Here is a 12306-nt window from a genome sequence, read left to right on the forward strand (position 1 = left end):
GCGGCTCTCTGACCCGGGAGGGTGCGGTGGTGGGATGATCGTGCGTCAGGGCGTGGAGGCGGCGGCAGACTGCATGTGCTGTGGGCTGGGCTTCCCCCTCCACCGTTGTCGCAAAGTGGGGCCGCGACTTCAGCCGGTGGGTTGAGGGGTTTGCTGCGGCTCAGCCGGTGGACTCGCTGCTGGCCCCGGTAACGTGTTTCGCCTCGTCGGACGCCAGAAACACCACCATCGGGGCCATGTCCTCGGGGGCAGCCAGGGCAATTCGGCCCGTACCCTGGCGACCTGTTCCCGGTGGCTGCGAGGGCGGGGGCCGGTAGGCCTCGGTCAGCCGCGTCTCGTTGTGGGTCATGTCGGTCCAGATCAGGTCCGGGACTCATCATCGGCGCGTTCTGGGCGCTGGGTGCGGCGTTGAGCTACGCCACTATTACCCTGTCCTGCCCTCGCGCCGCTCGCGTCCCCACTGGTGTCACTCACGGCGGCTTTCTCGCTGTCCACGGTGGCCGTAGGCTTGCTCTCGACATCGTGGAGACAGGAGCGTGGTGAGTGATGGCAACCGAACTCAAGGAGACCGTGACGTACGAGGAGACGCTGGGGCAGCTGGACATCCGTCTGGGCCGGGTGGTGGGGGTGGCCCTGGAACCCAGCGCGCCGAAGCCCGCGTACCGGCTGACCGTGGACTTCGGCAAGTACGGACGCCGGGTGAGCGTGGGGCGCTTCACGCAGCACACGCTGGAGGAACTGCTGGGGCAGCAGGTGGTCGGCGTGCTGAACTTTGAGGCGCGGCAGGTGGGGGAGGTGATGAGCGAGGTGCTGATCCTCGGGGTGCAGGTGCCGGGCGCGGCGAGCGGTGAGGCGACGTTCCTGACCCCCGAGCGGGACGCGAAGCTGGGCAGCAAGGTGTTCTGAGATGCGCGGTAGGCAGCAGGTGCCAAGACCTTGACACCTGCTCTCGCTCTTCCATCAGAGCTGCGGGGCAGTCGGTCGGGCCAGCGTCAGCTTCTTCAAGCGTTCATCCCGCCGAGCAGTTGCTGGCAGGCCTGCTCGCAGCGGCGGCAGCTCTCGGCGCAGATGCGGCAGTGCTCCATATTCATCTCGCGGGCGTGCATCTCGCACTCGTCCCCACAGGCCTGGCAGGCCGCCACGCAGGCCTGGAGCTGGGCGCGCAGCACCGCCGGGTCCGCCTGCGTGAGGCGCGTCACGACCCGCCCGGTGGCCGTGCAGATGTCCGCGCAGTCGAGGTTGAGGCGGATGCAGCGCACCAGATGCATCAGGTGCTCCTGCTCACCCAGGCAGGCGTCGGCGCAGGAGGTACATACCTGCGCGCATTCGAAGCAGGCCTCGATGCAGGCGGTGAGGGCCTGCATGTTGAAGGCAGCGGATTCCCGCTGGGGATGGGTGGCGAGCATGGCCTGGGTGGCTTGCGGCATGGTGTCCTCCTCGGTGGAATGGGGGCTTCTGGGTCACTCGACCCGTCCACCGTAAGAAGGCCGTGTTCAGCTTCTGTAACGCTGGGCTGAAGGACGGATGAAGACAGGCGCTTTCTGCCCTCGCCGCACGGAGATTCCTCGGCCGGGTCCGCCTTTACACAGGCTGAACACACGCCCGGTAGCGTCAGGCCATGAAGAGCAAGAGCCTCCTTCTGAGCACCCTCACGGCCCTGACCCTGGCGGCGACCCCCGCGCTCGCACAGATGGACCACAGCATGCACGGCACACCTGCAAGCAGCACGACATCGATGTCTCACGGCATGAACGACATGGGCGGCCTCGCCGGGTTGAGCGGGAAAGCCTTCGACCGCGCCTATCTCTCCATGATGATCGCGCACCACCAGGGAGCCGTGGACATGGCGCGCGCCGTGCAGGGCCGGGTAAAGGACGCGCAGGTGAAGACCTGGGTGGCGAACGTCATCCGCGACCAGACCCGCGAGATCAGCGACATGAGTACCTGGCTCAAGCCCCTGGGTGGAGTGAATACGGGCATGCGCGACATGATGGCGAGCGGCATGAAGGGCATGGTCACGCCGCTGAAGACCGCGAAGAACCCGGACGTGGCCTTCGTGCAGGGGATGTTGCCCCACCACGCCTCGGCGCTGGATATGGCGAACCTCGCGTTGCAGAAGAGCAGCGATCCCCGCGTGCTGAAGCTCTCGCGCGACATCATCAAGGCGCAGGCCGACGAGATGTACACCTATCGGCAGTGGCTCGCCCGGCGCGGCTGAGCGAAACCTCGCGTGCGGCCCTGTGCCTCAGGCAGGGTCGCACCTTGCTGTCCGAACCCTTCGCCCCCCGGCGGGACCTTTACCCTGGGGGGCAGTCATGGCCCGCATTCTGATCGTTGACGACGACCCCGCCATCCTGGAGATTCTCGGGGCGTACCTGCGCAATGATGGGCACACGGTGCTGGAAGCGCAGGATGGGGCGGCGGGACAGTTGAAACTCGCGGAGGCCGACCTCGCCATCCTCGACTGGATGCTGCCGGGCACGAGCGGTCTGGAACTCGCGCGGCAGCAGCGGCGTGACCATCCGGACTTCCCGATCCTGCTGCTCACGGCGCGGGGCGAGGAGGAGGACAAGCTGCGCGGCCTGGAGGTCGGGGCGGACGACTACGTCACCAAGCCCTTCTCGCCCCGCGAGGTCGTGGCGCGCGTGCGGGCGCTGCTGCGCCGGGCGCGTCTTCAGGACAGCGTGTCGGCGGGCGGCCTGCAACTGGACGAGCGGACCCGCACCGCGACCCTCGACGGCCGGGAACTCGCCCTGTCGAAGCTGGAATTCGACCTGCTGCTCACCCTGGCCCGCCATCCCGGCTTCGTGTGGTCGCGGGATCGCCTGCTCGAACGGGTGTGGGGAGCCGACTTCCCCGGTGTGGAGCGGGTGGTGGACGTCCACATGGCCGGGTTGCGCCGCAAGCTGGGCGAACAGCCGGAGCGGCCACGCTTCATCGAGACGGTGCGCGGGGTGGGGTACCGCTTCCGGGAGGAGGCGTGAAGCTCTTTCCCCGCCTTTTCCTGGGGCACCTGCTGGTGATTCTGGTCGCGCTGGGCGCGCTGTTCCTGGTGGTGGAACTCATCGCGCCCAGCTTCTACCGGCACCACGTCGAGCAGATGGTCACCCTGATCGGCCCCGAGGGGCGCGCCCTGCGCCCGGACCTGGAACGCGGCATGCGCCGCACCCTCAACAGCGCCCTCTTGGCCGCGCTGCCCTTCGCGGTGGCCGTCGCCGCGATCACGGCCTCGCTGACCTCCCGGCGCATCGTGCGGGCGGTGCGGCTGCTCTCGGAAGGCAGCCAGGCGCTCGCCGCGGGACAGTACAGCCGGCGGCTTCCTGAACCTGGTCGGGACGAGCTGGCGGGTCTCGCGCACAACTTCAACGTCATGGCCGGTTCACTGGAGCGGGTGGAGCAGGACCGGGTGGCCCTGATCGGGAACGTCGGGCACGAGTTGCGCACACCGCTCGCGGCGCTGCGCGGATACACGGAAGCCCTTACCGACGGCGTGATGACGCCGGATCAGGCCGCGCCCGCGATCCGGCGGGAGGTGCGGGCCATGGAGCGCCTCGCCAGCGATCTGAGCTTGGTGTCCCGGATCGAGGCGGGCCGGGTGGAACTCCACCCCACGACCTTTGGTGCCCGGACCCTGCTGGCCGCGGCCCTGGAGCGCTTCGGGGACGCCTACGCCGGTCGCGGGGTCACGCTGACTGCCCAGGCCCTCCCAGACGACGCACAGGTCCGGGCGGACTTCGAGCGGGCCTTGCAGGTGCTGTCCAACCTGCTCTCCAACGCGCTGCGCCACACGCCGCAGGGCGGCCGGGTCACGCTGGCGGTGCAGGCGGTTGGAGGACAGGTCGGGTTCAGCGTCGAGGACACTGGGAGCGGCATTCCCGCTGAACACCTCGCGCGGATTTTCGAGCGCTTCTACCGGGTGGACCCGGCCCGGACGCGCGGTGAGGGGAGCGGCGTCGGCCTGACCATCGCGCGCGGCCTGGTGGAGCAGATGGGCGGCCACATGGGTGTCACGTCGGACGAAGGCGGCAGCACGTTCACCTTCACCCTGCCGGGGGCCTGAAGGCTGAGGCCTCCCAGGTGCCTCGACGAAAAGACCCCCTTCGGCGAGGGGGCCTTGTCTTTCTGCTGGCTCAAGCTTCAGGAGGGGTGGACTCCAGCGCATCCCGCAGGCGCACGAGCAGTTCCTCCCCGCGCTCGTACCCGGGCCGGACGAACACCATCGCCATGTTGCTCCAATCCTGCACGGCGGCGACCTCCTGCCCACCCTCCTCCAACTTCAGGTGCGGGTACGCGCCGTATTCCACGAAGCAGCCGAACGCCTGAGTGACCTGCTCCAGGGTGAGGGTGTTCTGTTCGTTCCAGCGGACCAGATACGGCAGCAGGAAGGCGGGCTTGCCGCACGAGCCACCCAACCCCACCAGGGGCAGGCCGGCGACAGTGGGCACCTCGTCGCGCAGGCGGGCACGGGCCAGGAACGCCTGGCGGTCACGGACGAGGGCGGGGCCGGTCTTCAGGGAAGCGACGTAGGGGCCGACGTTGAGCCTGGTCATGGGTTTTCTCCTGCATGAAGCGCGGGAAGCGGCGTGCCTCCCGCGCCGGGGAACTTCAGGCGTGGACAGGGGTGGGCTGCGCTACGGGAACGGCGTCAGGCTTCACGGGGGGCCGGAAGCCGCGCAGCCTCATCGCGTTGGAGAGGACGAAGACGCTGGAGAAGCCCATCGCCGCCGCAGCGAGAACCGGGCTGAGCAGGACGCCGAAGGCCGGGTACAGCACGCCCGCCGCGACGGGAATCAGGATGATGTTGTACGCGAAGGCCCAGAAGAGGTTGAGCTTGATGTTCCTTAGGGTGGCGCGGCTGAGCGCGAAGGCGTTCGGTACGCCGCGCAGGTCGCCCGACATCAGGATCACGTCGGCGGTTTCTACGGCCACGTCCGTCCCGGTGCCGATGGCGAGACCCACATCGGCCTGGGCCAGGGCGGGCGCGTCGTTGATGCCGTCCCCCACGAAGGCCACCTTGCTGCCTTTCGCCTGCAACGCCTTCACGGCGTCGCTCTTGCCGCTGGGCAGCACCTCGGCCAGCACCTCGTCGATGCCGAGTTGACGGGCGATGGCGTTCGCGGTGCGCCCATTGTCCCCGGTGATCATGGCGACCTTCAGGCCCATGCGGTGCAGGGCGTTCACGGCCTCCTGGCTGCCGTCCTTGATCGGGTCCGCGACGGCGATCACGGCGGCCAGCTGGCCGTCAATGGCGGCGTACAGCGGACTCTTGCCCTCGTCGCCCAGACGTTCGGCCTGCCCCGCGAAGGCGTTCACGTCCAGGCCAAGCCGGGTCATGTAGCGGTCCGCCCCCACCTGCACGAGGCAGCCCTCCACGCGCGCTTCCAGGCCGTAGCCGGGCACTGCTTCAAAGGCCTCAGGCTTCAGGGCGGCCACACCTTCGCGCCTCGCCGCGTCCACGATGGCGCGGGCGATGGGGTGCTCGCTCTGCTCTTCAGCGGCAGCAACCAACTTCAGGACGTTGACGCGGTCGAAGCCGGGGGCCGTCACCAGGTCGGTGAGTTCGGGCCGGCCTTTCGTGAGGGTGCCGGTCTTGTCCACGGCGACTACCTGTACATCTTGCAAGCCTTCCAGCGCGCCGCCGCCCTTGAACAGCACGCCCAACTCGGCGGCCTTGCCGGTACCCACCATGATGCTGGTCGGGGTCGCCAGGCCCATCGCGCAGGGGCAGGCGATGATCAGCACCGCGACCGTCGTGATCAGCGCGAAGCTCAGGGCCGTCTGCCCACCGAACATCAGCCACAGCAGGAAGGTCAGCGCGGCGATGCCCAGCACGACCGGCACGAACACCGCGACCACCCGGTCGGCCAGGCCCTGGATGGGCGGCTTGCTGCCCTGGGCCGTCTCCACCAGCCTGATGATCTGCGCGAGCGCCGTGTCGGCACCGATGCGAGTTGCACGGAAGGTGAGGGCACCGTTCTGGTTGATGGTGCCGCCGACCACAGGCGCACCGGCCTGCTTGCTCACCGGGACGGGTTCGCCCGTGATCATGCTCTCGTCCACGAAGCTGGCGCCCTGCACCACCTCGCCGTCCACCGGGATCTTCTCCCCAGGGCGGACGGAGATCAGGTCGCCCACCAGCACCTCGTCAGTCGGAAGTTCGAGTTCCTGCCCGTTCCGCACGACCCGCGCCGTCCTGGCTTGCAGGCTGAGCAGCTTTTTCATGGCCTCGCTGCTGCGCCCCTTGGCAATGGCCTCGAAGTACTTGCCCAGCAGGATCAGCGTGATGACGACGCCCGACGCCTCGTAATACACGTGCGCGGTGCCTTCCGGGAAGATGCCGGGCAGGACGGTGGCAACCAGCGAGTACAGGAACGCGGCCGTGGTGCCGATCATCACCAGCGCGTTCATGTCGGGCGACCTGCCTTTCAGGCTCTTCCAGCCCAGGCGGTAGAAGCGCAGCCCGGGGCCGAACTGGATGGGGAGCGCCAGGGCGAGCATGACCCAGTTCAGGGCCGTCATGACGCCAGGACCGAAGGTGGTCATCAGCCAGTCGTTCACGGCCGGGACCAGCATCGGCACCATCGCCAGCAGCATCAGCGGCACGGCGAAGACGGCGCTGAACAGCACCTGATTGCGGAGGTGGTTCACTTCCCGCGCACGCGTCTCGCGTTCCTGGTCCTCGCGGCTCACGCCCGCCTGTTCTTCCAGCACCTCATACCCGGCGTCACGAATGGCCGCCTTGAGCTGACCGGGGCTGACGCTGGAGGGAAGGTAAGTCACGCTGGCGCGTTCGGTGGCGAGATTCACGCTGGCACTCAGCACGCCGTCGACTTTGTTCAGCGCCCGCTCGACCCGGCCGACGCAGCTCGCGCAGGTCATGCCCTGGATGCCCAGTTCCACGCTGCTGACCACGGGTTCGTAGCCGACGTCCTTCACCTTGTCCAGCAGAACCTGAGGCGTGGTGATCGCCGGGTCGTAGGCGACGGTGGCCCGCTCGGTGGCGAGGTTCACGCTGGCACTCTCGACCCCCGCCACCTTCTTCAGGCCGCGTTCGACCCTTCCGACGCAACTGGCACAGGTCATCCCCTGCACGCCGAGTTCGATGGTCTTTGTCATCTTCACTTCCTCCTATCCCCCCTGGGGGGATTACCGATACCCAGAAGATAAGCCCGTGGGAGGGGGATGGTCAAGAGGTTGCGGCTACAGGTCCGCGTAAGACGCACTTCCTGTGTAACCGCCTTGACACCCCAGGGGGGAGGGTATAATCTTTCTTCAGGAGGAAAGCCATGACCCAGATTGAACTGAACATCACCGGTATGACCTGCGGCCACTGCCAGGCAGGTGTGGCCAAGGCCCTCAAGAGCGTTCCCGGCGTGACCGATGCCCAGGTGGACCTGGGGGCCAGCAAGGCCGTCGTGCAGGGCAACGCCGAACCTCAGCAGCTTGTCGCCGCCGTGGTCGAGGAAGGCTACGGCGCCCAGGTGGCGAACCCGTAATGGCGGGGGAGACGACCGCCGAGCTGCTGGATATGACCTCCCCCCAGGGGGAGAGCTGCCACACGGGCCATCACCTCTGCATGCCGGAGGACAGCCGCAAGCGCGCCGCGCGTCGTCTCGCCATCGCCCGCGGGCACCTGGAAAGCATCCGCCGCTCGCTGGAAGACCCGGACGTGTACTGCGTGGATGTCCTGCGGCAGATCAAGGCCGTGCAGGGCGCGCTGGACGGCGCGGCAAATGTGATCCTGCGCGGGCACCTCGAATCGCACGTGGCGACCGCGGCGACGCGCGGCGACGAGAAGGAAATCGTCGACGAGCTGATGGAAGTCTTCAAGTACATCTGAAGCCACCCACATGTCATATCTCTCAAGGGGGCGGACGCGGGTCTGCCCCCTTGTTGTCGTGAGGTTCCCCATGCCAAACGTCATCCTGTACGCCACACCCACCTGCCCGGACTGCCATGCCCTGCGCCTCTGGTTCAACCGGCGCGGCATTCCCTTCGAGGAACGGGACCTGACCATTCCGGCGGTCGCGGACGAGGCAAAAGCGCGGTACGGCGTGCGCGTCGCCCCCATCACGGTGGTTGGCGAGCAGTTCTTCTACGGCACCTTTGACCAGCAGCGGCCAAAGATCGAAGCCCTCCTCGGCTGACCCTGGGCAGAAGTGGGCAGCACCGGCCGCGGTAACCGCTGGACAGGTGGCAGACGTGACGACGCATGACCACGGCGGACACCAGGGCCACCAGCCCGGTGCACAGCGAGCGCACGCGTACCTGGGGTTAACCCCAACCTGACGTCAGAAGCGGGTTGGTGATTAACCGCGAACAAAGGAACTTGAGGCTGTGCACCAGGACGAGGCGCGCGACCTTGAGACGCAAGCCTGCCATCGTCTTGCCCTGTCCCCAGCGCCCCCGGAACCGACCGGGACCGAGTCGAAGGAACCGCCATTCTTACTGCCGGGCGAGGAAAAGTAGGGCGGGCCGGGCGGCTCTCTACATGCGCCAGCTGATCACTGCGCGCCGGGCGCTTCGGACAGGGAAAGCGGGCATGGCCGCCTCAGCCACTTCTGGGCACGCAGTGCCGGTACAGCTTCAGGGGCCGTCCAGTGGGCTGGTATTGGACATCCACCTCGGCGAGGGACAGCGTCACCAGGTATTCGAGGTAGCGCCAGGCGGTGATGCGGCTGACCCCCAGGCATTGTCCGGCCGCCTCGGCACTGAGCGCCTCCGGCCGCTTTTCCAGGAGAAGCTGCACTCTTTGTAAGGTCAGGGCATCGATGCCTTTGGGCAGACGCGTCACGGGATCGTGGCGCAGCAAACGGTCCACGGCGTGCTGGGTGAGTTGCGCCGGCGAAGGTGTCAACCGGCGCTGCTGGTGGCGTTGCAAGGCCGCGGCCAGCCGGGCGTGATCGAAGGGCTTGATCAGGAAGTCGAGCACACCGCTGCGCACCGCCGTCTGCACCGTTCTCAGGTCGTTGGCGGCGGTGATCATGATCGTGTCCGGCGCGGTGCCGGTCCGTGGGAGGCGCTGCACCCAGTCCAGGCCGGAACCGTCCGGCAGGTAGATATCCACGATCAGGAGGTCTACGGGCACGGTGCCCAGGTCGCGCTCGGCCTGCGCCAGCGTCCCCACTTCGCCCACGACCAGAAAGCCGGGCGTGGCCTGGACCAGCGTCCGGTGAATGGTGCGGACGATCTCGTCGTCCTCGACGATCAGGACGCGGCTGGGCGGCGCACTCATGCCCCGCCCTCCGGCAGGCTGGGAATACTGACAATAAACACGGATTCCTCCTGAACACGGAGATACTGAAGTGCGCCCTGGACCGTCAGCAGTTGCTGATGGGCAAGGTGCAGGCCCTGGCCCCGTCCCTCGCCCTTGGTGCTGAAGCCGCGCAGAGGCAGCGAGGGCACCTGTTGGGGCGGGATACCGGGGCCGTTGTCGCGCACCTCGACCTGTAACCCCTCGGCGTCCTCGCCCACCACCACCGTCACCTGGGGCTGGGGCTGCCCCAGGGCCGCGTCGAACGCGTTCTCGATCAGGTTGCCCACGGTCAGCACCAGCACGTCCACCACGTTCTCCGGCCAGTGATCCCCCAGGGCGGAGGCGGCGTCCACCCCAAACGCCACACCCAGTTCACGGGCGCGCGCGATCTTGCCCACCAGGAGGGCGGCCAGCCGGGGCGGGGCGATGCCGGCGACGCTGTCACTGGCGTGCTGGGCCTGAACAGCTTCCCGCCCGATGATCTGGAGCGCCAGCTCTGGCAGGCCCAGCTGGATCAGGCCCGCGATGGTGTGCAGGCGGTTGGTGAATTCATGCGTCTGGGAGCGCAGGAGGTCCACGTACTGCCGCGTCTGGGTCAGCTCCTCGGCGAGCTGGACCGCCTCGGCACGTTCGCGGAACAGGACCACCTGCTGCGCGTGGGGCAGGGGATAGCGGGAAACCAGCATGGCCTGCCTCTTCCAGGAGGACGGCTGCTCACGGAATGGCCGGGTTCCTTCTGACTGCAATAGCGTGTGCAGCTCCGGCCAGAGGACCGGCAGGGGCGGCAGCGCGGCGACGCCCGTCACGCCGAGCTGATCCAGCGCCCGCTGGTTGGCCAGGATCACCTGCTGATCGGCGATCACCAGCACGCCCTCGCGCAGGGCGGTCAGAACGGCGTGGTGCTGGGCCATCAGCCCCGAGATCTGATCGGGTTCCAGGTCGAACAGATCCCGCCGCAGGCGCCCGCTGAGGTAGAGGCTGCTCAGCAGGGCGAACAGCAGCCCGAACGCGTACCACGGCAGCAGCCCCCGCATCACGCGGCCGATGCCCGCCTGGACGGTGGGCAGCAGGAAACCGGTAGAAACCAGGCCGATCACCTCACCCCCCGCGCCGCGAATTTCCGCCTTCCCCCAGATGAAGTCCCTGAACTGCCCCACGCCCACCTCGACCGGGTCCCCCCCGGCCAGCACGTCGTCGCTGCCGCTTTCACTGAGGCGGGCGGCGAGCGCGGGCGGAAAGGGATGGGCGTAGCGCATGCCCAGCCGCCCCCCGACCACCAGAAAGTCGGCCCCGATGTCCTGCCGGACCCGCTCCAGCAGGGGGTCAAGCGTGACGGGCACGTCGGGACGGGTGAAGTAGGTGACCAGCAGCGGCATGTCCGCCAGGGTGCGGGAGATCATCAGCGCGCGGTCGCCGAACTCCAGGCGGGTCCGGTCGTTCAGCGAGGTGTACTGCACGGCGGCGAGCACCAGCATCAGCAGCGTGAACGCGCCGACCTGACTCAGGAAGAAGCGCTGCCACATCCTCAGGCGCCGCCAGCGGGCCGGGGGGACGGTGGCGGCGGCGAGTTCCCTCGCGGCGGACCGCCGGGGGCGGGGGGCAGGCAGGCTAGAAGCGCGCATTGTAGGCCCGGATAATCTGGTCTGCCCGCGCCTTGGCGGCCCGCAAGGTGCCGGTCACGTCGGCCCCCTTCAGCACCCGGTCGATGGACGCGTGCAGCACGGCCCTGACCTCATAGAAACTGCCGAACAGGGCGCCGGAGGTCGCGGGTGTGGGCCGGGTCGCGCGGAACTGCTCGAACGCGGCGGCATGCGCGGTGCCGGGCTGCAACCACCCCTGCTGCCGCAGCAGCTTCACGCTGCTCGCCCGCAGCGGGTCGTAGCCACTCAGCCGGTGCCAGGCGGCCAGGTTGGCGGTGCCCGTCAGGTCCAGCGCGAAAGCCTGGGCGGCGGCAGCGGTCCGGGCGGGAATCTCACGCGGAATCCACAGGCTGCTGCCCCCCACCACCAGACCCTGCCGGGGGCTGCCCTGCGGGACCGGCATGACGCCCACGTCCACCTGAAAGCCGCCCTGCCGGCTGCCCGCGAGCACCTGACCGATCCGCGAAGACGAGGTCAGCAGGAACGCCACGTTCCCTTTCAGGAAAAGCTGGGTCGAGCCGGCGTTGTCCTCGGGCTTCCCGGGGTTCAGGTAATACCCGGCGGCGTTCATCTGCTGGAGCCAGCGCAGGGGCCGGGCGACCGCCTCGCTGTCCAGGTAGGCCTGCGTGGCCCGCTGCCGGCGGCCATTCTGCCCGTCCACCCAGAGCGCCCCCCCCTGGGCGGCCCACTGCTCGAAGTACCAGGCGTCGACCGGAAAGGTCAGGCACCTGGCCGGCACCCGCGCCCGTTTCAGCGCGTCGCAGGTCCGGGTCAGTTCCTCCAGGGTCCGGGGCAACGGGGCGTCGCCGAGGCCGGCACGCCGCAACAGGGTGCGGTTGGCGTACAGCACCGGGGAGGACGTGTTGAAGGGGATGCCGTACAGCCGCCCGCCCACGGTGTAGTAGCGCAGGACGGCGGGCAGGTAATCCCCGAACTGCCGGGCCACCTGGGGCGGGAGCGGGCGGAACAGCATGCTGTCCACGGCCAGTTGCGTGCCCGCCTCCGAGATCTGCACCAGCGCGGGGGCCTTGCCTGTGCGCGCGGCGGTCGCCAGGGCCTGAAAGACCTGCGGGTAGCTCGTGTGGGCGACCGGAACGACCTGGATGTCCGGATGCGCGCGGTTGAAGGCGTCCGCCCGTTCCTGCATCCAGCGGGCACGCGGCGCGTCCGAGAAAATGTGCCAGAACTCCACCCGGACCGGCCCCGCGAGGCTGGCGCTTCCCAGGCAGGCCAGCGCCAGCGCCAGCCGCCACAGGACGACCACTCTGCGCCACAAGCTTGGAAACATGCTGCCCCACAGTGTAGAGCGCCCGTCCGGGGGCGGCGGACCCCGGCACATGAACTCTATGAACCAAAGCTTGAGCGGGCCAGCCTGGGGCCGCAGACTTTGAAGGCAACACCACAATCCGT

Annotated in this window: 14 protein-coding genes; 7 read left to right on the plus strand and 7 right to left on the minus strand. The window is 68.5% G+C overall.

What is annotated here, in order from left to right:
• Positions 1-160: 160 nt before the first annotated feature.
• Positions 161-349 (minus strand): Rossmann-fold NAD(P)-binding domain-containing protein, encoded by a 189-nt coding sequence (locus DEIPH_RS13430; protein ID WP_034358975.1) that lies wholly within the window; start codon positions 347-349, stop codon positions 161-163.
• A gap of 197 nt (positions 350-546) precedes the next feature.
• On the opposite strand from DEIPH_RS13430, the gene DEIPH_RS13435 reads away from it, so the two are divergent.
• The gene (locus tag DEIPH_RS13435; protein ID WP_034358977.1) at positions 547-906 is read left to right on the plus strand and encodes a tRNA-binding protein; all 360 of its coding nucleotides are present in this window, start codon (positions 547-549) and stop codon (positions 904-906) included.
• Between the two features lie 95 nt (positions 907-1001).
• On the opposite strand, the gene DEIPH_RS13440 is transcribed toward DEIPH_RS13435, so the two are convergent.
• Positions 1002-1427 (minus strand): four-helix bundle copper-binding protein, encoded by a 426-nt coding sequence (locus tag DEIPH_RS13440; protein WP_034358979.1) that lies wholly within the window; start codon positions 1425-1427, stop codon positions 1002-1004.
• A 191-nt stretch (positions 1428-1618) separates the two neighbouring features.
• On the opposite strand from DEIPH_RS13440, the gene DEIPH_RS13445 reads away from it, so the two are divergent.
• From DEIPH_RS13445 to DEIPH_RS13455, 3 genes are all read left to right on the plus strand, one after another.
• Complete coding sequence (locus DEIPH_RS13445; protein ID WP_034358980.1) at positions 1619-2218, plus strand: DUF305 domain-containing protein; 600 nt, start codon at positions 1619-1621, stop codon at positions 2216-2218.
• Positions 2219-2315: 97 nt separating this feature from the next.
• A complete protein-coding gene (locus DEIPH_RS13450) occupies positions 2316-2984 on the plus strand; it encodes a winged helix-turn-helix domain-containing protein (protein WP_034358982.1) in 669 nt (222 codons plus the stop codon).
• On the plus strand, positions 2981-4060 hold the full coding sequence (locus DEIPH_RS13455; protein ID WP_034358984.1) for a sensor histidine kinase: 1080 nt from the start codon (positions 2981-2983) through the stop codon (positions 4058-4060). Before DEIPH_RS13450 ends, DEIPH_RS13455 begins: the two co-directional genes overlap by 4 nt.
• A 70-nt stretch (positions 4061-4130) precedes the next feature.
• Here the strand turns inward: DEIPH_RS13455 and DEIPH_RS13460 are convergent, their stop codons facing one another.
• Together DEIPH_RS13460 and DEIPH_RS13465 are read right to left on the minus strand one after the other, a co-directional pair.
• A complete protein-coding gene (locus DEIPH_RS13460; protein WP_034358985.1) occupies positions 4131-4550 on the minus strand; it encodes a hypothetical protein in 420 nt (139 codons plus the stop codon).
• Positions 4551-4605: 55 nt separating this feature from the next.
• Positions 4606-7116 (minus strand): heavy metal translocating P-type ATPase, encoded by a 2511-nt coding sequence (locus tag DEIPH_RS13465; protein WP_034358987.1) that lies wholly within the window; start codon positions 7114-7116, stop codon positions 4606-4608.
• A 170-nt stretch (positions 7117-7286) separates the two neighbouring features.
• Here DEIPH_RS13465 and DEIPH_RS13470 point away from each other — a divergent pair, with 170 nt between their 5' ends.
• The 3 genes from DEIPH_RS13470 (at position 7287) to DEIPH_RS13480 (ending at position 8147) form a co-directional block, all read left to right on the plus strand.
• Positions 7287-7496 carry a CopZ family metallochaperone gene (locus DEIPH_RS13470; protein ID WP_034358990.1) on the plus strand — a complete coding sequence of 70 codons (210 nt, stop codon included), beginning with the start codon at positions 7287-7289 and terminating at the stop codon, positions 7494-7496.
• Complete coding sequence (locus tag DEIPH_RS13475; protein WP_407636512.1) at positions 7496-7840, plus strand: metal-sensitive transcriptional regulator; 345 nt, start codon at positions 7496-7498, stop codon at positions 7838-7840. Before DEIPH_RS13470 ends, DEIPH_RS13475 begins: the two co-directional genes overlap by 1 nt.
• 70 nt (positions 7841-7910) lie before the next feature.
• Complete coding sequence (locus tag DEIPH_RS13480) at positions 7911-8147, plus strand: glutaredoxin family protein (protein ID WP_034358992.1); 237 nt, start codon at positions 7911-7913, stop codon at positions 8145-8147.
• Positions 8148-8551: 404 nt separating this feature from the next.
• Here DEIPH_RS13480 and DEIPH_RS13485 read toward each other — a convergent pair whose 3' ends face one another.
• Genes DEIPH_RS13485 through DEIPH_RS13495 form a run of 3 tightly spaced genes read right to left on the minus strand, consistent with a single transcriptional unit; the run spans position 8552 to position 12184 of the window.
• On the minus strand, positions 8552-9235 hold the full coding sequence (locus tag DEIPH_RS13485; RefSeq protein ID WP_034358993.1) for a response regulator: 684 nt from the start codon (positions 9233-9235) through the stop codon (positions 8552-8554).
• Positions 9232-10878, minus strand: a complete 1647-nt coding sequence (locus DEIPH_RS13490; RefSeq protein ID WP_081790922.1) for a sensor histidine kinase — start codon at positions 10876-10878, stop codon at positions 9232-9234. The genes DEIPH_RS13485 and DEIPH_RS13490 overlap by 4 nt, the downstream gene beginning before the upstream one ends.
• Positions 10865-12184, minus strand: coding sequence for an extracellular solute-binding protein (locus tag DEIPH_RS13495; protein ID WP_161636070.1), 1320 nt, complete (start codon positions 12182-12184; stop codon positions 10865-10867). The genes DEIPH_RS13490 and DEIPH_RS13495 overlap by 14 nt, the downstream gene beginning before the upstream one ends.
• Between the last annotated feature and the right edge of the window lie 122 nt (positions 12185-12306).

The sequence above is a fragment of the Deinococcus phoenicis genome, assembly GCF_000599865.1.
GTDB classification, from domain to species: Bacteria; Deinococcota; Deinococci; order Deinococcales; family Deinococcaceae; genus Deinococcus; species Deinococcus phoenicis.